22 protein-coding genes are annotated in these 21979 nt (G+C 42.8%); 8 read left to right on the plus strand and 14 right to left on the minus strand.

Going from position 1 to position 21979, the window contains the following annotated elements; genetic code table 11:
• The first annotated feature begins 92 nt into the window (after positions 1 to 92).
• Positions 93 to 428, plus strand: coding sequence for a YtrH family sporulation protein (locus V1502_RS15965; protein ID WP_409251616.1), 336 nt, complete (start codon positions 93 to 95; stop codon positions 426 to 428).
• Positions 425 to 931, plus strand: a complete 507-nt coding sequence (gene ytrI, locus V1502_RS15970; RefSeq protein ID WP_409251617.1) for a sporulation membrane protein YtrI — start codon at positions 425 to 427, stop codon at positions 929 to 931. Before V1502_RS15965 ends, ytrI begins: the two co-directional genes overlap by 4 nt.
• Positions 932 to 1642: 711 nt before the next feature.
• Here ytrI and V1502_RS15975 read toward each other — a convergent pair.
• Positions 1643 to 2581 carry a DHH family phosphoesterase gene (locus V1502_RS15975; protein ID WP_409251618.1) on the minus strand — a complete coding sequence of 313 codons (939 nt, stop codon included), beginning with the start codon at positions 2579 to 2581 and terminating at the stop codon, positions 1643 to 1645.
• A 111-nt stretch (positions 2582 to 2692) separates the two neighbouring features.
• Between V1502_RS15975 and V1502_RS15980 the strand changes: the two genes are divergently transcribed.
• Positions 2693 to 2998 (plus strand): YtpI family protein, encoded by a 306-nt coding sequence (locus V1502_RS15980; RefSeq protein WP_409251619.1) that lies wholly within the window; start codon positions 2693 to 2695, stop codon positions 2996 to 2998.
• Positions 2999 to 3045: 47 nt separating this feature from the next.
• Here the strand turns inward: V1502_RS15980 and V1502_RS15985 are convergent, their stop codons facing one another.
• The 4 genes from V1502_RS15985 to ald all read right to left on the minus strand — a co-directional run bounded on the left by V1502_RS15985 (position 3046) and on the right by ald (position 7513).
• Positions 3046 to 4365, minus strand: a complete 1320-nt coding sequence (locus tag V1502_RS15985) for a DRTGG domain-containing protein (RefSeq protein WP_409251620.1) — start codon at positions 4363 to 4365, stop codon at positions 3046 to 3048.
• 83 nt (positions 4366 to 4448) lie between these two features.
• Positions 4449 to 4694: a hypothetical protein gene (locus V1502_RS15990; protein ID WP_409251621.1), complete on the minus strand. Its 246-nt coding sequence runs from the start codon at positions 4692 to 4694 to the stop codon at positions 4449 to 4451.
• Positions 4695 to 5470: 776 nt separating this feature from the next.
• Positions 5471 to 6151 (minus strand): metal-dependent hydrolase, encoded by a 681-nt coding sequence (locus V1502_RS15995; RefSeq protein WP_409251622.1) that lies wholly within the window; start codon positions 6149 to 6151, stop codon positions 5471 to 5473.
• A 243-nt stretch (positions 6152 to 6394) separates the two neighbouring features.
• On the minus strand, positions 6395 to 7513 hold the full coding sequence (ald, locus tag V1502_RS16000; protein ID WP_409251623.1) for an alanine dehydrogenase: 1119 nt from the start codon (positions 7511 to 7513) through the stop codon (positions 6395 to 6397).
• Positions 7514 to 7812: 299 nt separating this feature from the next.
• On the opposite strand from ald, the gene V1502_RS16005 reads away from it, so the two are divergent.
• Positions 7813 to 9150 carry a purine-cytosine permease family protein gene (locus V1502_RS16005; protein ID WP_409251624.1) on the plus strand — a complete coding sequence of 446 codons (1338 nt, stop codon included), beginning with the start codon at positions 7813 to 7815 and terminating at the stop codon, positions 9148 to 9150.
• A 538-nt stretch (positions 9151 to 9688) separates the two neighbouring features.
• Here V1502_RS16005 and V1502_RS16010 read toward each other — a convergent pair.
• The gene (locus tag V1502_RS16010) at positions 9689 to 9844 is read right to left on the minus strand and encodes a hypothetical protein (RefSeq protein ID WP_409251625.1); all 156 of its coding nucleotides are present in this window, start codon (positions 9842 to 9844) and stop codon (positions 9689 to 9691) included.
• Between the two features lie 108 nt (positions 9845 to 9952).
• On the opposite strand from V1502_RS16010, the gene V1502_RS16015 reads away from it, so the two are divergent.
• Together V1502_RS16015 and pheA are read left to right on the plus strand one after the other, a co-directional pair.
• Positions 9953 to 10399, plus strand: a complete 447-nt coding sequence (locus tag V1502_RS16015) for a universal stress protein (RefSeq protein ID WP_409251626.1) — start codon at positions 9953 to 9955, stop codon at positions 10397 to 10399.
• Positions 10400 to 10583: 184 nt separating this feature from the next.
• Entirely contained in the window at positions 10584 to 11438 is an 855-nt protein-coding gene (pheA, locus tag V1502_RS16020; protein WP_409251627.1) for a prephenate dehydratase, read from the plus strand.
• A 90-nt stretch (positions 11439 to 11528) separates the two neighbouring features.
• Here the strand turns inward: pheA and V1502_RS16025 are convergent, their stop codons facing one another.
• The 6 genes from V1502_RS16025 to V1502_RS16050 all read right to left on the minus strand — a co-directional run bounded on the left by V1502_RS16025 (position 11529) and on the right by V1502_RS16050 (position 18140).
• Entirely contained in the window at positions 11529 to 12377 is an 849-nt protein-coding gene (locus tag V1502_RS16025; protein ID WP_409251628.1) for an EcsC family protein, read from the minus strand.
• A 533-nt stretch (positions 12378 to 12910) separates the two neighbouring features.
• Positions 12911 to 14098, minus strand: coding sequence for an acetate kinase (locus V1502_RS16030; RefSeq protein WP_409251629.1), 1188 nt, complete (start codon positions 14096 to 14098; stop codon positions 12911 to 12913).
• Positions 14099 to 14366: 268 nt separating this feature from the next.
• The gene (locus V1502_RS16035; RefSeq protein ID WP_409251630.1) at positions 14367 to 15353 is read right to left on the minus strand and encodes a class I SAM-dependent methyltransferase; all 987 of its coding nucleotides are present in this window, start codon (positions 15351 to 15353) and stop codon (positions 14367 to 14369) included.
• 603 nt (positions 15354 to 15956) lie between these two features.
• Complete coding sequence (gene tpx / locus V1502_RS16040) at positions 15957 to 16457, minus strand: thiol peroxidase (RefSeq protein ID WP_409251631.1); 501 nt, start codon at positions 16455 to 16457, stop codon at positions 15957 to 15959.
• 394 nt (positions 16458 to 16851) lie between these two features.
• Positions 16852 to 17331, minus strand: coding sequence for a GerW family sporulation protein (gene ytfJ, locus V1502_RS16045; RefSeq protein ID WP_409251632.1), 480 nt, complete (start codon positions 17329 to 17331; stop codon positions 16852 to 16854).
• Positions 17332 to 17432: 101 nt separating this feature from the next.
• Positions 17433 to 18140 carry a DUF2953 domain-containing protein gene (locus V1502_RS16050; RefSeq protein ID WP_409251633.1) on the minus strand — a complete coding sequence of 236 codons (708 nt, stop codon included), beginning with the start codon at positions 18138 to 18140 and terminating at the stop codon, positions 17433 to 17435.
• A gap of 161 nt (positions 18141 to 18301) precedes the next feature.
• Between V1502_RS16050 and V1502_RS16055 the strand changes: the two genes are divergently transcribed.
• Positions 18302 to 19087, plus strand: coding sequence for an SRPBCC domain-containing protein (locus V1502_RS16055; RefSeq protein ID WP_409251634.1), 786 nt, complete (start codon positions 18302 to 18304; stop codon positions 19085 to 19087).
• A 39-nt stretch (positions 19088 to 19126) separates the two neighbouring features.
• A complete protein-coding gene (locus tag V1502_RS16060; protein WP_409251635.1) occupies positions 19127 to 19564 on the plus strand; it encodes an SRPBCC family protein in 438 nt (145 codons plus the stop codon).
• 706 nt (positions 19565 to 20270) lie between these two features.
• Here V1502_RS16060 and V1502_RS16065 read toward each other — a convergent pair.
• On the minus strand, positions 20271 to 20774 hold the full coding sequence (locus tag V1502_RS16065) for an RDD family protein (RefSeq protein WP_409251636.1): 504 nt from the start codon (positions 20772 to 20774) through the stop codon (positions 20271 to 20273).
• A 20-nt stretch (positions 20775 to 20794) separates the two neighbouring features.
• A complete protein-coding gene (sppA, locus tag V1502_RS16070; RefSeq protein ID WP_409251637.1) occupies positions 20795 to 21805 on the minus strand; it encodes a signal peptide peptidase SppA in 1011 nt (336 codons plus the stop codon).
• Between the last annotated feature and the right edge of the window lie 174 nt (positions 21806 to 21979).

Below are 21979 nucleotides of genomic sequence, written 5' to 3' on the forward strand. Positions count from 1 at the left end.
ATATATATAAGAATAAGCACTTAAAAAACAGTTCAAGGCTCTGTTACTGATATCAGCAGTGAAAGAATATTATTAATTCGGAGTTGATCATAATGGCAGAAGCTTTCTTTCCGGAGCTTTTCAAAAGTTATTTCATCGCGATGGGCGTACTGCTTGGCGGCTGCCTTCTTGGGGGGCTTGCCGCATTCATGACTGGCCAGCCCCTGCTGACCGAAATCTCCCGGTTATCCAGCATATTGAGGATTTGGGCCATCATCGCAGCCATCGGCGGAACATTCGATACACTTTACAGTTTCGAAAAAGGATTTCTGAATGGGGAGACGAAAGAAGTGTTCAAACAGTTTCTCCTGATCCTGGCCGCCATGGGCGGAGCCCAGACAGCAGCACTCTTCATCTACTGGCTGACACAGGAGCATATCTCACCATGAGGATTCCACCGTATTACAGGCAGCCCGCTTGGCAGAGGTTCTTTGCCGGGGCACTTATTGGCGGAGTCATCAGCTGGATGATTTTCTTATTTATGTTCGGGGTCCTCCAGGAAGAGCAAACATCGACGATTGAGAAACAGCAAAAAACGATCAGCGACCTCAAGGCGGATATTTCCCACTGGCAGGAAGACTTCAAACAGTTGAATAAAGAAAACAGCAAGCTGCTGACAATCCAGGATATCAAGCTGAAGATCGTCAATGCGAAAGAATACAGAATTGACGATTCACTGAGCATCTTTGAAGCGGAAGAAGAGCTTAAAGGGGACCTCAGCCCACTCCTGGCAAAAGACCTGGACTCTGTTTACAAGAACAAGGAACTTGTGAAAAAAACAATTGAAAACAAGACTCTCAAAATCAATGACAAAAGATATAAAGTGAAAATAAAGGAAATCTACTTTTATACGGTCGTCCAGATCATTTTGGAATTGGAGTATGATGGGTAGGCGGGGGTTGTTGCACTCAGAGGAGAACTTATTCTGGGTGTTTTTTTGTGGTATTCGACTGGCGCTGTATGAGTTATTTGTACAGGGATCCAGGTGCTGATTCGCTTTCTGCATATCCATCCAGGCACCCTATCTTATAAACGGTTTCTTTTTTGGCTCTATGAACCGTTCATGAGACACCCTAATCTGAAATCCTGCTTCTTTTTGGTTTTGGCCCCATGAACTGTTCATGAGACACCCTAATTTAAAATCCTGCTCCTTTTTGGCTCTATGAACCGTTCATGAGACACCCTAATCTGAAATCCTGCTCCTTTCTGGCCTCATGAACCGTTCATGAGATACCCTATTCTAAAATTCAACTCCTTGTTGGCCTCATGAACCGTTCATGAGACACCCTAATCTGAAATCCTGCTCCTTTTTGGCCCCATGAACTGTTCATGAGACACCCTAATCTGAAAACCTGCTCCTTTTTGGCCTCATGAACCGTTCATGAGACACCCTAATCTGAAAACCTGCTCCTTTTTGGCCTCATGAACCGTTCAGGAGACACCCTAATCTGAAAACCTGCTCCTTTTTGGCCTCATGAACCGTTCAGGAGACACCCTTATTCCAAATCCCTCTTTTTAGTCTTATGAGCAATCCATGAGAAAACAATTACTATATACAAAAGAGGTTCATCGCTTTTCGATGAACCTCTTTCCTTCAACAGACTCAACTTTGTTCGCAAACCTCAATCAGATCTTTCAACACTTCATCCTTTTGATCCCAATCAAAGATGGATGCGCCTGCTGCAAGCGGATGTCCGCCTCCATTATACTTTTTGGCAACCGTATTGATCACCGGCCCTTTTGAGCGTAAACGGACCCTGATTTGGTCGCTTTCCTCAATGAAAAATACCCATGCCTTGATTCCTTTGACATTTCCCAGGGAGCTTACGAGCAGGGAGGCTTCAGCCGGGACGAGATTGAAATCTTGCAGGATTTCTTTGGTGATCGTCATACAGCCTACATTGTTCTCCAGCATTTCAAAATTTTGCAGAACATAGCCTTGAAGCTTCAGTACTTGAGGATCTGATTCATACATTTTGTTATAGAGCTCATTTCGGTCAAAGTCATAACGAATGAGTTCTCCCGCTACATCAAACGTGCGCTGGGTCGTGCTAGGATACAGGAATCTTCCAGTATCGCCGACAATCCCGCCATATAGAAGCCTTGCCGCTTCGTTTGTCATTTTCAAACCATGGTCTTTTCCATGCTGATACAGCAAATAAATCATTTCGCTGACGGAGCTGGCTTCGGTGTCCACCCATAATAAATCCCCATAAGGATCTTCATTTGGATGGTGGTCGATTTTAATCAGCTTGTCCCCCATTGCATATCGGTCATCACAAATCCTGGCTGAATTCGCTGTATCACATACGATAATCAAAGCTCCGTTAAAGACACTGTCTTCAATCTTGTCCAACCTTCTCAAATAATGCAGTGTCGGCTCTTCCTCTCCGACTGCGTATATATCCTTCTCTGGAAAAGACGCTTTCAGGATTTCCACAAGTCCGCCCTGTGAGCCGTAGGCATCAGGGTCAGGCCTTACATGCCTATGGACAATGATGGTCTGGTATTCTTTAATGGTAGAAATAATTTGATCTTTCATACGCTACTCCTTTTTTAGACATAAAACGTTCATTTGGAATCCTGGAAAAATACCGTTAGAATAAGAAAAGGAGATTCACAACAACCTACGATATTTTGGAGGATAAGAGATATGCCTGTTTTAGTTTTTTTAATCATTCTTTCATTTTCGTTTTATTTTTACTATAAAGTGAAATCGGTAAGGAGCAATAGATTCATCGAGAAAAAATGGCTATCCGGAAAATCCAGTATAGCCTTGGGCTTATTTGTGGCACTGTTCGGAATCAATCAGCTGTTCCTGTTTCAAAGCACATTCACCTACATCATTACAGCCATTTTCATCATCATCGGCTTCGGCAGTGCATGGATGGGTTGGAAAGTGTACAAACACTTCCTCCCTCAGGCATTGAAAGAAGCCGAGCAATTAGAAAATCAATAACATTTTCAAAACCTGCATCCAGCGCTGGATGCAGGTTTTGCTATTACCTAATGTTTATCGATCAACTGGCAGATCATCATCGCTTTTCCTACCAGCACCGTTTCATGATAAACTTCCACATCCACCTTACCGAACTTCCTCCCTACATCAAGCACTTTGGGACGAATTTCAATGATGCTTTCCATCTGGACGGGCCTGATGAAATACACAGTCATATTCTCTACCACCAGGTCGCCTTTTTTATAATATTTCAAGACCCTGTTTGCGGCTTCTGTGACGAGGGTGGTAAAGACGCCATAAGACATCGTACCCAGCCCATTTGTCATCTGCGGGGTCACCGGGAATTGATAGATTACTTCACCGGACTCTTTTGTGTCGGATGAAGACATGTTGCTTGTGATATTATCATCAATGGTCTCACCAACCTGAGGCTGCCGCTGAATCATTTGCATCGCTTTCAGTACATCCTGACGGCTGATGATGCCCTGCAGCCTGTTCTGGTCATCGACGACCGGCAGGACTTCGATCCCTTCCCAAATCATCATGTGTGCAGCCGACGCCACACTCGTGTTGGGCCTGACGGTAATGGGCTTTTTGGTCATGATTTTATCTATGGCGACATTCTTTTCCTGGCCCATCACATCCTTTGACGTCACCATTCCCTGGACCTTCCTATTGCGATCGATGACAGGGAAACGGCTGTGGAAAGTGGATTGATTTTTTTCGTACCAATCTTCCAGTGTGTCGCCTACATGTAAATAAACAGTCTTGTCTTCAGCGGTCAAAATATCCTCAACCAGGACAATATCCTTCTTGATCAGTTGGTCGTAGATGGCACGGTTGATCATAGCCGCAACAGTAAACGTATCATAACTTGTTGAAATGATCGGCAACTCCAGTTCATCAGCTATCCGCTTGACACCTTCGTCCGTATCAAAGCCCCCGGTGATCAGCACCGCTGCCCCGGCCTTGAGAGCCAGTTCATGAGCCTGGGTCCGGTTCCCGACAATCAACAAATTTCCAGCTTCGGTGTAACGCATCATTGCCTCGAGCTTCATAGCGCCGATCACAAACTTATTCAGCATTTTATGTAAACCTGTTCTTCCGCCGAGTACTTGTCCGTCAATAATATTGACCACTTCCGCAAAAGTCAGCTTTTCAATGTTTTCTTTTTTCTTTCTTTCAATCCTGATTGTCCCGACTCTTTCAATGGTGCTGACATACCCTTTGGTTTCAGCATCCTTTATGGCTCTGTATGCAGTGCCCTCACTGACGCTCAGAGCCTTGGCAATTTGCCTGACAGATATTTTTTCCCCTATGGGAAGTGTATCGATATACTCAATAATTTGTTCATGTTTGGTTGCCAAGCTTTTCACCCTTTTTTATACTGCCTGAATATACCTTTCATTATAAAGTGAAAAGCCTGGTGTTTCAATTTTCTCTTCAAATCTTAGCCAAAAGAACGCTGCCTTCCCGAGTCTTTCTTTAATTTCACCCGTTTCCCATGTGCTCGTGCATGACGAGGAGCAAAAAGCATTCCAGACAGATTGCCTGCAATGACAATGGCCGCAAAAGCTAGCCAGCTCAGTGCAAATGCCCCCTGCAGACCATCTGCAAAAACATCCATTCGCGGAACCGCATAATATAGCATCATCCCTGCAAGCAATAAACAAATCAAATACCGCTGCTTTTTCATATCCTTCCTCCTTTTCCTTGCTTGTTTATATGTATGCAGGACAAACCGTTCTCATTAGTTTTTTTCTTGTAGGCTCTTTTCCAAAACTTTGTTTCTATTTACGATAAATTTCAAGAGAAATAGCCATATTTCACAAGAATTATCCTGGTAAACATCAAAGAAAAGAGCTATTCCCCCTGTTCAGTTAGATCCCCCCTTGTAACGGAGGGGAAAATCAGGCCCTTTGGATTTGTTCGATAGCAAACAATGGATACGAATACAGCGTTCTTGTAAGAGGATTAGGTGGTTGAAGAAATGAGTTTTTTAAGAGTTTTGTAAGGATTTCGGTTCATTTTGGCGTATATAAAATGAGTCTGCTTCTCGGTGGTGAGTCGGTTCTTTTAGTCAATTCAGCTACAAGCCGAGGGTGTTTTGTATGCGAGTTCCTGCTTTTCAACCTTTCACCTACCAATAGCACTAGGATTTGTAGGTGAGTTTCTGCTTTTCAACCACTCACCTCCCAATCACACCATCATTTGTAGGCGAGTTCCTGCTTTTCAACCACTCACCTCCCAATCACACCATCATTTGTAGGCGAGTTCCTGCTTTTCAACCACTCACCTGCCAATCAGCCGTTATCAGCAGCTTAAAGTCCTCCTTTTCAATTATTCACCCGCCAATAAGAACAGATCGGCAGGCCACCCCGACAGACATTCGGCGAGACTGCTCCTTCCATGTTGGTCCGAACAAAAAAAACACTGATCCTTTTAAAAGGATCAGTGTTCCCCAAAATTGTATTACAGCTCAATGACATCTCCTGCATTCATGACTTTTCCTTCCTGTCCATTCAACATGGAAACAAATCTCTCAGGATTCTGCTTGATCGGTGGAAAAGTGTTGTAGTGAATCGGAACCACTGTTTTGGCGTTCACAAATTCTGCGGCAAGGGCTGCATCTTCCGGGCCCATTGTAAAATTATCGCCGATTGGAAGGAATGCCAGGTCAATGGAATTTCGCATTCCGATCAACTTCATGTCAGAGAAAAGGGCAGTATCTCCTGCATGATAGATGGTTTTTCCTTGTACTGTTAGAAGGATTCCCGCAGGCATACCTGTGTAGATGATTTGTTGATCTTCTGTTTCATAAGAGGAACCATGAAAAGCCTGAGTCAATTTCACTCGGCCAAATTCGAAATCATAACCGCCCCCGATGTGAAGCGGATGAGTATTCACACCTTGCCAGCTTAAATATGTAGCCAATTCAAAAGGAGCTACTACAAGTGCATCGTTTTTCTTTGCCAGTTCCACGGTATCCCCCACGTGATCGTTATGTCCGTGTGTCAGCAGAATGACATCCGGTTTTTCATTTTCCGTTTTCAAATCCGTGAGTTCATTTCCGCTGATAAAAGGGTCAATCAAAATTGTGTGTGTGTCAGTCACGACTTTGACAACTGAATGCCCATGATAAGAAACTTTCATTTTTTAGCCTCCTAGAATTAGTTTTTCTACACTGTTTTCAATAACCCTGTCTTTATGGACGTGGAAGCTATCAAAAAACAGCTCGTTTATACTACTTAGTTCTTGATTGAAGCGGCATTTCCTCCTTCAATCCAGCCCCATTCATTTTTACCCTGAATTTCATTATTTAAAAGTTCTCCCCAAAAATCTCACAACACGAAAAAGGCTGTTCCACTGATTTCAGCGGAACAGCCTTTTATATTGTTAAATTTGATCGAGAAGTGTTTTGGTATCAGAGTAGTCCAGTTCATGCGCTTCAGCGACAGCCTTGTATGTCACATATCCGTTCAATGTGTTGATTCCTTTCAGCAAGGCTTCATTTTCAAGGCACGCTGCTTTATAGCCTTTGTTTGCAATTTGGATTGCGTAAGGAACTGTTACATTCGTAAGCGCAATCGTTGATGTACGCGGCACAGCACCTGGCATGTTCGCAACAGCATAGTGAACAACTCCGTGCTTCACATAAGTTGGATCATCGTGCGTGGTGATACGGTCTGTCGTTTCAAAGATACCACCTTGGTCGATGGCAATATCCACTACTACTGAACCAGGCATCATGGATTTGATCATATCTTCCGTCACAAGCTTCGGTGCCTTCGCTCCCGGAATCAGAACAGCTCCGATAACAAGGTCGGATTCAGCAACAGCTTTTTCGATATTAAGCGGATTCGACATCAATGTCTGCACATCGCTTCCGAAGATGTCATCAAGCTGGCGAAGACGCTCAGGGCTCAAGTCAAGGATTGTCACTTGTGCACCCATTCCAACTGCAATTTTAGCTGCGTTCGTTCCGGCCACTCCACCGCCGATGATCGTTACACGGCTGCGCGAAACTCCTGGAACGCCAGATAAAAGTACACCTTTTCCGCCATGAATTTTTTCAAGGAATTGAGCACCAAGTTGTGTGGACATCCTGCCAGCCACTTCACTCATTGGTGTAAGCAGCGGAAGAGTGCGGTTCATTTCAACCGTCTCATAGGCAATTCCGACTACTTTATTGTCAATAAGGGCTTTTGTCAGTTCAGGCTCTGGAGCCAAATGTAAGTATGTAAACAGGATAAGCCCTTCTCGGAAATACTGATATTCGCTTGGCAGCGGTTCTTTTACCTTCATGACCATGTCCATTGACCATGCTTCAGATGCGCTTCCAACAATGTGACCGCCGGCAGCTGTATAATCTTCGTCTGTAAAACCAGAGCCGAGGCCCGCCCCGGATTCAATATATACTTCATGACCAAACCGGGTTAAATTCACCACTCCTGCTGGTGTCATTGCCACTCGGTTCTCATTGTTTTTTATTTCTGTCGGTACTCCGATACGCATAAAAAAACCTCCTCATTTCAAATCCATATGTAAACTTTCTTAATCAAATATAACACTATCATTCTTAAAATGCTAAACAATTTTTATGGAAATGTAAGCATTTACATTTAGACGGAAAAGCCTGAATTTTCCCTATCCATGCCGACTTGAAGGAACTACTTTGTTCTTCCCAAAATGACGGGAGGAATAACTTTTAAATAACGAATGTTCAGAGTTTAACTCAATATCCTTTCCTTTTGGTAAACTTCCTATACAATAGGAATAGAATTACTTCAACGATTGAATTAAGGAGATTCAAAATGAAAAATCCAGCAATAGAACGATTGGGATTGGAGTCTGTACCGCAGCATTTAAAAACGACTACTTGGTTTGATTATTTTATTATCCAGCTTGCCTTTTCAGTTAACTCCGGGAATTTTCTTGTCCCTGCTTTAGCTGTAATGGAAGGTGGTTTATCCATGTTTTGGGCGATTCTCAGTACACTGTTAGGGGGAAGCCTTGCCTTCTTTTTTGTTTCCGTTCTCTCTTTACCGGGAGCGAGGTATGGATTGCCTGCCCAGTACGTCATAAGATTCATGATTGGAACAAAGCTTTCAAGACTGATTGCTTCTCCGGTCAGGTCGCTGACATCCCTGTATTGGTTCAGTGTGCAGACCATTGGAGGGACCTTGGTTGTTTTATCTCTCGTGAAGAAGGCTGTCGGGGTCGACATCCCTCTTATTCCCGTAGCCGTTTCCCTTGCATTGATCATGACCATCTTGGCTTTGATCGGTTTTGAGGCCGTAAAGAAAGCCGCAAAGATGTTCATGCCTTTCCTTTTAATTGGGCAGGCAGCCATTCTCGTTATATTCATTAGTGCTGCCAAAGGGAGCGAAGCCGGCATATTTTCTTCCGGAGGAGAGTTTTCTTTTGGGGCCTTTGTGTTTTTTGCCAGTCTGGCATTCGTTCAATACGTTTCCGGGGTAAGTGCTTCTTCCGATATTACCCGATATGCAAAGTCCGGGAAACAGGGCTTCTGGGGACTATTTGCAGGCAATAGCATTGGTTTTTTTATGACGGCCCTGCTTGGGACCTTCAGTGCCGCATTATTTAATAATTTGAATCCTTTTGTAGCTGCAGCCGAGCAGACAGGCTCTTTCCTCCTGACCGCCTTAATCGGGATTTGCGCCATGGTTTCAATGATCTCCATAAATCTCAGCAATGCCTACACCGGGGGATTCAGCTTACTGAATGCCATTCCTTCTCTCGGTAGAGTCAGGAGCGCCCTTATCTTTGGGGCAGCCGGCACAATCTTAAGCTGCTTCCCGGCATTGGTCAACAACGCAAAAGATTATATCTCCTTGTTAGGTGCTTTCGTCATCCCCTTGTCAGCTGTCATTGTTGCAGACTTTATCTATATCAAGAGAGTGAGGATACCGGTTGAGGATCTTGAAAAACTTGCATCTGGAACATTTCAGTACAATCAACAAGCTATCTATACACTCGCAGCCGCCCTTATCATCTATTTCCTGATACCGGAGGGCATGTCTCCCGGATTCATCAGCTTTCTGCTCACTTTTATGATATATAGTTTTGTTTCGAACCGGTCCGCTAAAGAGAAAATTGCTGATTATAAGAAAAGCCGTCATGCTCTTTGAGCGAGGCGGCTTTTTTCGATGAATTCGTAATAAGAATCACATAATAATTCCATTTCACCAAGGGAAGAGAAAGGGGACTTAAAATAAGGGGAATTTTTCCGTTAAACGTAGAATTTAACTGGAGAGAGGTAAATAATGGAAGAATTTATCGTTATGCCTGCTCAGTATTCCAATTTTCGTGTTTTTCAAGTGAATAGCGGTAGATTTTCCCCCTATTTGACTTATTTTCTTCGACATTTCTTTCATAAGGGAAATTTCTCCCCTTATGATATGACTTTAAATATTTTGGTCCTTGTTTTTTATGGTGGAGGGGGCCTTAAATAAAGAATCTTCTATTGTACAGACGAGGGCTTAATTTGAAGTTAAGTTAGACAGGAGGGGTTGTAAACTGATTGAAGGCTTTGCCACCCTTGAGGGAACAGGCAAATACAATGACCGGAATGAGAAAAATAATGTTCAAGAAAATATTAACTACCTCAAAACTTTGAGCAAATAGAAAGAGTCTGGAGAACGCCCCAGACCCTTGATAAGGTATTTACTATTTATTCTCTACTTGATTAACGTTTGAACTCAACGGTCCAGCCTCACCATCATGCAGCCCTGATTCATACGAATCCATGATTTGCGCCGAAGTCTGTTCGGCCGCGCGTTCATCATAAAAACTTTGCTGTTTCAGCCGGTTCTTTTTATCCATGGTTTAATCTCCTCCTTTTACGGAAAAACAATTACTACTATCATTTGATAATCAGCAACAGTTATTAGAGGAAATATATAGTAAACTTTAGGTGAGGAGGGAGGAGGCATGACATTGAAATATAAGAGTATCTTGGTAGCAGTTGATGGATCTAAAGAAGCAGAGTGGGCATTCAAGAAATCAATTGATATTGCCTTACGAAACGATGCGAAGCTTTCCATTATCCATGTCATAGATGGACGGTCATTTGCAACAGTTGAATCTTATGACCAGTCTGTAGGTGAAAGAGCCAGCCAGTATGCCGAAGAAATCATGACTTCTTATAAAGAACAGGCACAGAGGGCGGGCGTAACCGACGTCCACACACTGATTGAGTACGGCTCCCCTAAAGCGGTCATCGCGAAAGATGGAGCAGAGAAAGTTAATGCAGACCTCATTGTGTGCGGAGCAACCGGCTTGAGTGCGATGGAAAGATTTCTGATTGGAAGTGTTTCAGAACATATCACCCGTTCTGCTGAATGTGATGTACTTGTTGTTAGAACCGATGATCAATAGATTGGAATACAATATGTTTAAGCTTGCAGAGTATTTTCTGCAAGCTTTTTTTCATCTGTCTTCGCACTGGGAGTCTACAGGCAAGAAAATAATATTAAAATAATTTTTTGCGATGATTTTATATACAACATTATCCACAACATGTTAGAATGTTCAATAAATTTTTTTGAAAGGACGAACCCAATTGAAAATTGCCTACCTTGGACCCCAGGCTTCTTTTACAGACCTTGCAGTAAGAAAAGCTTTTCCAGAAAAAGAAACAGTAGCATGTATGACGATTCCTGACTGTATAGAAGCCGTTATCGAAGAGAAAGTTGATTATGCGGTTGTTCCTCTGGAGAACGCACTCGAGGGGTCTGTACATATTACGGTTGATTACTTGTTTCATGAAGACCATTTATCCATTGCTGCAGAACTTACTTCTCCAATACAGCAGCACCTCATGGTTCATCCTGAGAATGACAGCGCTGATGGAATAAAGCCGGATAAAATTCTCTCCCATTCGCATGCCTTGGCACAATGTCATAAATTCCTGCACAACCGCTACCGGGGAATACCTTTGGAACAGACGACCTCTACCTCCGCGGCCGCAAAATATTTGAGTGAACACCCTGAGAAGAATCTTGCCTCAATAGGGAATGAATTAGCTGCAAGAGAATACGGTTTGAACATTGTCCATGAAAGCATCCATGATTCGGCTTATAATCATACACGATTCATCGTACTACATAAAAAACCTGTCCGGCTCAAGCTCTCAGGTAAAAAAAGCACGGAAAAAACAAGCTTGATGGTAACATTGCCGAAAGACCGGTCAGGAGCACTGCATCAAGTTCTTTCTGTGTTTGCGTGGAGACAATTGAACCTCAGTAAAATCGAATCAAGGCCGTTAAAAACCGGCTTGGGAGATTATTTCTTTCTCATTGATGTTGACCAGGGTATGGATGAAGTCCTGCTTCCGGGTGCCATAAGAGAAATGGAAGCACTCGGCTGTAAAGTGAAACTGGTTGGCACGTATTTCTGCTACTTATTGGATAGTTAGTGGTATGGCAGCTGCAATGTGGAGTTAAGGAAAATGTAAAAAGGAGGTCAATTCAGGATTGACCTCCTTAATTCCACTCACTCTGTAAGCTTAATAGTCCGAATAATTCATCCGCTTTCTGGATAAATAACGGTACTGATAATATTTTTCTGCGAAATCATTGATCTTTCTGGTGTATTGGTAGTTAAACCCCGCACCGACAGCCATACTGATTAAAGGAATACCCGACATGCGTTTTTTCCGGAATGTCGTAATCACGATTCCTTTAAGCAGATGCTTTATTGGACCTTCGAGCCATGTGTAATCCGTCAGCTTTTCCGTGCCATCATAGAAATAGTCATTTTCTTTTCGCTCAAGATCCTCCATCAATTCTTCCCAGGCTTCTGCTCTCAGTCTCGCCGGAAGTGTGGCGGCATGAAAGACTTTCAATGATGTCATCATCTCAAAAGGTGTCTGAACGTCAAAACCGTATGAAATTGCAACCAGCTGCACTGAACGGAGGTTGATGACAGCCATTGCCGGCATGTCTGTACCAAGCACAGCAGCTCCTCCGGTACCTGTCATTCCGCCTTGAATGAATGAGTACAACTGATGTCTCCCCGTATGCTGCATGGCAATGTAATGAAGCTGGTCAACCGTTAATAGATGCAGGTCTTGGATAGTATTGATCTCCTGGTTGAATGCTCGTGCGGTCTTGACTATACGCTCCCTTGCATCATTTTGAAGCTGTGAACCCTGCAGTAAAGAGTGCAGGTGAAACAACCATCCGTCAAGCCGTTGGAAAAACTGTTCCTGTAATTCGACAGGGAGGGTGGAAAAAGCACTGTCCAGCCACTTTACATATGTATTCTCAAGATCATTTGCTTCATAGTCATACAAAGAATCCTGCCACTGGCGGATTTCCTCCATGACCTGTTCATCTCTTTCAGACCATTCCATCAATTCTCAACCCCTTATGAAGACATGATTACTTTTAATATATCATAACAAGGATGTTCATCCTACTTGGATATAAAATAGTTCTTTTTCCAGCAAGTATAGAGAGTGGTAACCCATAGGCTAGCATATATTGTGATATCAAATTGGAGCTTAGTACAAATAGTAAGCTGGCTGCACTCACAAGAAATACTGTCAAACATAAAATGGATTGCCAATTTAGCTTCATATATTGTCTCCTCGCCGGTACCAGGCATACCCAATAGAATCTTCAACTTGTATTTCTTTTCCTGATTTTATTATCTTTTAATCCCTTCAACTGGCAATAGACAAAATTTTATTTAGATTTGTTTCTATGTTGCTTCTTTTAGACCAAGCCCATTATTTATAGTATTTTTCTCCCTTAACACTAAGGTTAAGAGTTCCCTTCAACAAAAAAGCCTCTTTTCCCTGCTATTGAATAGCATGAAAAAGAGGCTGTCTGGTGTGCCAGACACTTGCTATGCCGTTTGCACAACTATTTTTCGGTTTGAAAATTATACAGTCAAACGCTGAACATCACGAGCGATCATGACTTCTTCGTTTGTCGGGATGATCATGACTTTAACTGGTGAATGAGGATAGTTGACGAATGCTTCTTCTCCTCTTACTTTGTTTCTTGCCGGATCCCAGTAAATGCCCATGAACTCAAGGCCTTTCAATACTTTTTCACGGACGATATCGCTGTTCTCACCAATACCGGCTGTAAAGATGATCGCATCTACCCCATACATGCGGGATGCATAAGACCCGATGTATTTATGGATACGGTTAGCGAATACCTCCAGTGCCAGTTCAGCACGTTCGTTTCCTTCTTCCGCCTGGCTTTCGATATCACGAAGGTCACTTGATAGACCAGAGACACCAAGCATACCGGATTCTTTATTAAGGACATCCAGGACTTCATCCGCTGTTTTGCCTGTTTTCTCCATGATGAATGGAATAAGGGCAGGGTCGATGTTACCTGATCTGGTTCCCATGGCTACACCTGCAAGCGGTGTGAAGCCCATGGAAGTATCAATGGATTTTCCGCCTTCGATAGCCGCGATACTGGCTCCATTCCCAAGGTGGCATGAAATCAGTCTCAATTGTTCCTTTGGACGGCCAAGCATTTCAGCCGCTCTTTCAGACACGTACTTATGGGAAGTACCATGGAAACCGTATTTACGGATACCATATTGCTCATAGTAGTCATATGGAAGGCTGTATAGGAACGAGCTTTCCGGCATAGTTTGGTGGAACGCTGTATCAAACACGGCTACTGCCGGAACATTTGGCAGCACACTTTGGAATGATCTGATTCCTGTCACATTTGCAGGGTTGTGAAGAGGCGCAAGTTCAGATAGCTCCTCGATTTTCTGGATCACTTCTTCAGTGATCAACACAGAATCGGTAAATACTTCACCGCCATGAACGACGCGGTGGCCTATTCCTTCAATTTCATCAAGAGACTCGATGATCCTTGCAGAAGTCAGTTTATCCAAAAGCATTTTTACGGCCACTTCATGGTTGGGAATATCCGTTACTTCTTTCTGTTTCTCACCATTTACGGAAATGCTGAAAACAGAATCAGTTAATCCGATACGTTCAATTAGACCTTTTGTAATTACCTCTTCCTGAGGCATTTCGAAAAGCTGGAATTTTAGTGATGAGCTCCCAGCGTTGATTGCGATCATTTTTGCCATTTCTGTTACCGCTCCTTTTTTCTTTTCAATCTGGACTTGTCACTCTCTATCATAGTTTGTTCATTTCAGGACTTAATATCTCTCAATTTTTCATTAAATCACTGCTTGTTTGCCTTTTCAAGGGTAAGCTTACGAGGTAATCGTTTACATACCAAATTAAATTTATTCAGAATTTTCTACCTGTGATGATTGGAGGTTTTGGTTTCATGGCATAAAAAAAGGTAAAGCCCCATAAACTCTGTGACTTTACCTTACCCTTTGTTTTCCCTTATTTATTTTGCTTAAACCACTCTTCCATTTTTGAAAGCATGTTTTCCATCGCTTTTTGATTAGACAGGGACGGCATGTTTGCCATCAATACTTCTTTAGGCGGTTTGATATCTGCTTTCTTTTTTTGCAGAATCAGGATGCTTTTTGCTGAATGTTCATTCTTGAATAGTGACATCGGCAGTTGAAGCAGCCCCTGAATATAGACTTGCTCTTTAAAGAAGGCGTGAAGTTTCTTCGCTTCATCTGACTCAAAAAGATGATTCGGTACAAGGAAGAATAAATAACCGCCCGGGTTCGTATGCTTAATGCTCTGTTCAATGAAGAGATGATGGGCATACGAGTGTCCCTCATCACTTTTGAGTACATAATCTGCCGCCCTTAAATCATTGGGGTAATATCCGACAGGGAGATCACTCACCACAATATCAACAGGGTCTATGAAAAGCGGCTCGAGCGAATCCTGGTTGAATAATTCAAGAGGATGCTTTTGCAGATTCGCTCCTATGTAGGCAAGCTTGATCAAAAGGTCATCAATATCCACACCGACTGATGCTGATTTTTTACCGCCCAGTCCATTCAGGACAGTTGTCAGCAGGTTTCCTGTTCCGACTGCAGGGTCCAAAACCCGTATCTCTTCGCTGCCTTTTGTGAATTTTCCTACCAGATAACTGATGAACATCCCGATTGCATCAGGAGTCATCTGATGATTAGGCTGCGAACTTTCCTTCAATCCTTTTAGCATTGCCAGCTGAAGGGCTTTCCGGATTTGTTCTTTGTCCATTTGATCCAATCCGGCATCCTCATATTTCTTTTCAAGCCTTTTCTTGCTCAATTCATTTAATTCATCTTGCAGTATGTTTTTATGGAAAAGATTTTCGCCACTTTCTGCAAGGGCTTCTAAGTATGTACAGGATAGTTCTTCCTGGAGGATTAATGCTGTCTCATCTAGTACATTGAATAGATTTTCTGTTGGAGAAACCGTCATGTATTCTCTATCTCCTTTACTATTATTTCTTACTCTATTTTACCTTTGTCACAACGAGTGTCAAAGAAGAGGTCGCTTTCTGCATAGTTTTATCTTTTTCCACACGTCCGGGCCGAACCTGCAGGCATAAAGCAGACGTGAAGAACATCCTTAACAGGTTATTGTTTTTATAAGGTTCATTTCGTAATTATTGTTACTATTTGGATGAAATAGTTGATTTCCGCTCCAGGTCCGTGACTCCACGGGGCGGGCGGTGAGCCTCGTCGGTAGGTAGGGTTCGTTCCAATGGTTACGTAACCTTTGTTCTCACCTCTCATCACAAGAGGAAGCGCCACTTTCAGCCCTAACAGTCAAATGTTCCACAGTGAAGAAAAGGTGCTCTTTCCTTTTATTCGCTGTGGAACATTTGATCCCGAGGGGCTTGGCGCTGGAACTAGACGTCCCGCTAGTCCCGCAGGAAATCGCACACCTTACGCTCCAATCAACCATTCGTAATAACAGCAAGAAGAATTGTCTATAAAGCAGCAACCTATTAGATAATAACAAAAACTGACCCAGTCGATTGCTCCCGGGTCAGCCTTATCAATAATCATTAATACAAAATTACTGTGCGTTTTTCACCGCTTCAATGGCAGCGTCATAATCAGGGTGGTTGGTTCCCTCGCTGACATATTCAACGTACGTGACTTTGTCGCTGCTGTCGATAACGAATACGGAACGGGCAAGTAATCGCAGCTCTTTCATATGAACCCCGTATGCTTCACCAAAAGATAAGTCACGGTGGTCGGATAAGGTTTGAACATTCTCGAGGCCGTTCGCTCCGCACCAGCGTCTTTGCGCAAATGGCAGGTCTGCAGATATTGTAAGGACTTCCACATTCTCGATTTGCCCTGCTTCTTCATTGAACTTGCGTGTCTGGGCATCGCATACTCCAGTATCAAGAGATGGTACCACACTGATCAAACGCACTTTGCCTTTTGTATCATTGAGAGATACTTCCGATAGATCGTTCGCTAAAACAGTAAAATCAGGCGCTTTATCACCAGGTTTCACTTCATTTCCTACAAGTGTCATTGGGTTATTTTTAAAAGTAATGTCAGCCATATTACAGGACCTCCTCTGTAAGTATAAATCTCTTTCATCGTACATAACGGTCTTATGGGAAAGCAACTAATTTGATTATGTAAAAGCAGTATTTGTGACCAGTTGAAATTTTTTTATTAAGAACTCTTTGCTTTTTACAAGGCTCTTTTCGTAAACTTTGTTGCTATTTAATACAAACTTAAAAAAATATCTACTTAATTAACCAGAAATAGCCTGATAAACAAGGAAGAAAAGAGCTAATTCACCTTGTTCAGAGAAAAAAGCCCTTGTCTCCAAGGGAAAAATCCGGCTCTTTGGATTTTTCCGAGAGCAACAATATATATGAAAACAGCGTTTTACAAACAATGCGGACTGATCAGGCTATGCTCCTGATCAGTCCGTTAGTTCGTCAGTATTAAAAATCAAACGATTGGTTCTGTCCTGAATTCTGATTTTGCTGCTGTCCCTGGCCATTGCCCTGGTTATTGTGATTGTTCTTTTTCATCATTCCCTGAATCTTTTCCATCACACCAGGAGCTAGATCAACAAGCTTTTCTAATAAATGGGTGTTTTCATCAAGATGGAGCATTTTAATTCCTTTTGAGCCTACAATTAAAAATGCAATCGGAGTGATGGAGACTCCTCCACCGCTACCTCCCCCAAAGGGCTGCTTTTTCTCCCCTTGTTTGTCATCCTGGCCATCTTTGCCGCCCTTACCTTTGATGACGAACTCGCTCCCTCCGGCCGCAAATCCGAAACCGACCTTTGAAACGGTTAGAATGACACTTCCATCAGGCGTTTCAACTGGGTCTCCGATAATCGTATTCACATCGATCATTTCTTTGAGATTTTCCATTGCTGTGGTCATAAGTCCTTCGATTGGATGATCAGACATAAGATTACCTCCTAAAATGGTATGTACAAACGCTTTAACACTCTAAAGCATCATAGGGGACAGTCCCTCTTAGCGCGTTAGTGTGGTAAAGTGTTGTCGTGTTAGACTGACTGATTCTCTTCTGACACCACGGAAAGGGGCTTCGATTGGAAGCTCGGTTTTCCGCCTTTCCAGAATTTGATCAATTTGATTCCTGCTAATATAGCATGCCCGACCCGAAAAGTTATGATACATGAAAAGTCCGTTTGTATGATGGCTTTTTGAAATGAAGGAACCACCGCTATTTCCGGCATTGATTGCAGTTTCATATAACCGCTGACGATACCGACGATTCCTCCTTTGGCCCCCCAGATCAAACCAGTCATGGTCCCCGTTGAAGCGGCAGCGCCTGTACCAAAGACCGTCTGCCACTTCACATCAAATACTTTTATCTTACTGAAGAACGTTCGGACAATCCGATGGAGTCCAACCACATGCTGAAGCAGCTCCCGAAAGTCCTTGAGTGAAGTCAGTATTTCTTCCGGCGTCTCTTTTTTCAGCTTGTCTTTTTCCTTTCCGCTGCCTTCTTCACCTTTCTCAGTCTTCTCCTCGAATACAAGGTTAGGGCCGTCCTCATCCACCTTGACCATTGGAATTTCAACCTTATATTTAATCAATCCGAACCATGCCCTGAACTGAATTGAGAAATGGTCATTGTCATTTCCATGGTAAAGTGAAATTGTAATCGTCAGCTTGGTAATGAGGATGAGTAATAATATGAATAATAGCAGGCCTAAAATTACGATCAATGTAACGATCCAACCATTCACTTCTTTCACAACCCTTCAATTAGTAAGTATTGGCTATTCTTTCCCAAAATACTCCTTTAGTTTGACAGAGAAAAAATCTAGAAAGTGAATTGTTTTTTGTGATTTTACATGTTACCATTTAGTCACATGTAAAATAGATATTTACTAGAAAGGATCTTTTTATGGAAGACCATCTTTCACCATTATTCAAGGCATTATCACATCCGATCAGAAGAAGGATTCTTGATATTCTTAAAGATTCACCCTCAACAACAGGTGAGCTCAACGACCACTTCCCGGAAGTATCACGTTATGCCATCATGAAGCATTTAACTGCACTGCAAGAAGGACATTTAATACTTTCCAGAAAAAAAGGCAAATACAGAGTGAACTACCTGAACGCAGTTCCCCTTCAGGAAATGCATAACCGCTGGGTAGGAAAATATATGGAATCCGCTGCTGCCTCCCTATTAAACTTAAAAGAGGCTGCGGAACAAACAGGAGGAAAAGATAACATGAAACCATCTCTGCAAAACAAAGTATTTCAAATTGAACAAGAGACCCTCATTCACGCTCCCCGTGAGCAGGTATATAAGGCATTAACAGAAAAAGTAGAAAGCTGGTGGGAATTCCGCCTTTCTCCTGAAGGAAAGCCTTCATCTTTATCTTTAAATCCTGTTCCAGGCGGGCAGTTTCTTGAAAAATGGAACGAGATTGATGGGGCTGTATGGGGGACTGTTTACTACGTGAATGCACCGGAAGAGATCCGAATCCAGGGCCACCTAGGTATGCAAGGAGCTGTCAATAGCGCTTATACTTATCGGTTAAGTGAAGAAGATGGTGTAACGGCTCTTCAGCTTTCTCATACTGCATCCGGCCTTATTGAAGACGATTGGGAAGACAGCCACAGAAAAGGGTGGGAATACTTGTTGGGAACATTGCTTAAGAATTATGTTGAAAAAAGCTAAATGTTGTTAAATTAAGTTAACACGACCGGAGGAACGAAGATGGTAAATGTAGTAACAGAAACACTAATCGAAGCACCCATAGCCAAGGTGGCTGCCTATGCAGCTGATCCAGATAACGCACCACATTGGTACAGCAACATTTCAAGTGCCCAGTGGAAAACGCCAAAGCCGCTCCAGATCGGTTCACAAATTGCCTTCAAGGCTGAGTTTCTAGGGCGCAAATTATCTTACACGTATGAGATAGTCGAATTCATCCCGGAAAAGAAACTGGTAATGCGGACAGCACAGGGCCCCTTCCCTATGGAAACCACTTATACTTGGAAAGCTGCAGATGAACGGCAGACCATCATGACCCTGCAAAATAAAGGTGAACCTGCCGGATTCTCCAAATTGTTCTCCCCTTTTATGGCGCCAATGATGAGAAAAGAAAACAAGAAAGACCTGGCGAAGATTAAAGCCATTCTTGAAAATAGCTGAACAACGAAAGAAGCAGCCGGCACAATGCGGGCTGCTTCTTTCTATTTTTGAAATGCATCTTGTTTCATGGGAAGTTCATTAGATCTTTTTGACTTTTTCCCATGAGTAGTGGATTTATAGAGCAAAAATCGGACTGCATTTCAAATTTGGGTGCCTCATGAACTCTTCATAGAGCCAAATTCAGGCTGTATTTCAAGTTAGGGTGTCTCATGAACGGCTCATTAGGCCAAATCGGGTTAAATTTTTAAATTAGGGTGCCTCATGAACTCTTCATAGAGCCAAATTCAGGCTGCATTTCAAATTAGGGTGTCTCATGAACCGTTCATAAGGCCAAAATCAGGCTGCATTTCGAATTAGGGTGTCTCATGAACGGTTCATAAGGCCAAAATCGGGTTGCATTTCAAATTAGGGTGTCTCATGAACGGTTCATAAGGCCAAAATCGGGTTGCATTTCAAATTAGGGTGCCTCATGAACCGCTCATAAGGCCAAAATCAGGCTGCATTTCGAATTAGGGTGTCTCATGAACGGCTCATAAGGCCAAAATCGGATTGAATTTTAAATTAGGGAGCCTCATGAACGGCTCATAAGACCAAAATCGGATTGAATTTTAAATTAGGGTGCCTTATGAACTCTTCATAGAGCCAAAATCGGGCAGCGTTTCGAATTAGGGTGTCTCATAAACGGCTTAAAAGAAAAATTAACGTCCTAGACACTCACCGTTTTGTAGACCGCAGCCCGTTTTTCACGGATGACCGTGGTATCTGCAAACAAGTCATGGATTCCCTGCTTTTTATTCGTGAATGCTACAACGACATACAAAATTAAGATACTTGCAGAAATGAATCTGCCTATCAATTCCCTGAAGATAACGGTTCCCCATTTCAACGGTTTTCCATTTAACTCTATCACCTTTAATCCAAAAGCCATTTTACCAAGCGTCTGGCCTAAATACTTGGTCATCAATATGAAATAACCATAAAAGATAATGGCACTAATAATTGAAATTGGTGCAAACATATCATCTTTTACTAACGATAGGTCCATGGCCCTGAAAAGAGGATAGACAATCAACCTGCCTATGCTCGAGATCACCACCAGGTCCAGGAGATAGGCCCAGAACCTCATCCAGAAGCCGCCTAATTCAAAAACGTTCTCTTCCTTGTCATGTGGGGCCGTTATCTGTTCTTCGTGATTATCCAATTCGCTCATGATTGGTACCTCCTCTTAAATTATTCTGCATAGAGATACATCAGACGCGGTGAATTAGGTTGAGACAATATTTTCATTAAGGCTGCCGCTTCGATATCTCCGCCTGCCAGCCTTTTGGCTCCCATATTCAAGAGGGAGGCAAAGCCGCCGTCATTTGTATACTGAATGACCTGTGCGTCCTCGAGCTTAAGATCTTTCTTCATTTGCGCAATAACATCCTCAATATAACCAAACTCATCGATTAAATTGATCTCCTTGGCTTGAATTCCATCGTATACCCGGCCGTCTGCAATTTTTCGAACCTGATCCTCTGACATTCCCCGGCCTTTAGCAATAACATCCACAAACCCTTCATAAGAGTTGTTGACCATGGACTGAAGAATTTCCCGCTCCTCTTCTGTCATTTCTCTCGTGGGGCTCATGATGTCTTTGTGCGGCCCACTTTTGATAGTGACAAAATCAACGCCGTATTTTTCTGCCAGCTCAGAATAATTAATACTCTGCATGATGACTCCCAATGAACCCGTGAGCGTTTCTCTGCTGGCAAAGATTTTCTGCGCCGGTGCCGAAATATAATATCCGCCGGAAGCAGCCATCGATCCCATTGAAACGTAGACCGGCTTATTGGATTCTTCCTGAATCTCAACTAGCTTTTCGTGGATTTGCGCACTTTCCACTACACCGCCGCCCGGAGAGTTTACTTGTAGAATCACTGCCCTGATACTGTCATCTTCTTCAACTGTTCTCAATTGTTCCATGAACATCTCGTGATTGTATCCCGGGCTTTCAAAAATGGAGGTGGCCGTATTCACGTCTTGAATGACACCGTCCACTTCCAAAACGGCAATTCTCCTCGCAGCAGTTCCGTCTTCTATAATCTCTTCAGTAAAAGGGTTTTCCGCCACAGCAAACATGTCTTCAAACGCCTTATCCAAATCACCCGTTATGGCTGAACTCGCAAAATTGGCCACAACCGAAAAGATGAACAGGCCGGCAGCAATTGCGAGTGCTGTCCAACGTTTTCCACTCATATTGATTTTCCTCCTCTTTTTTCCTCATGAATGAATACGTGCATCACTATGATAAAGTTTCACTATCATGATAAAATAATGATGCATGCAAACTTGCATCGTGTCTCACAGAATTATACCTCAAAGAAAATCACCAAGAGCAGCAGCAAATTGCATATAATCATTATTCTAGCA

This window comes from Rossellomorea sedimentorum (assembly GCF_046237645.1).
Lineage (GTDB): Bacteria > Bacillota > Bacilli > Bacillales > Bacillaceae_B > Rossellomorea > Rossellomorea sedimentorum.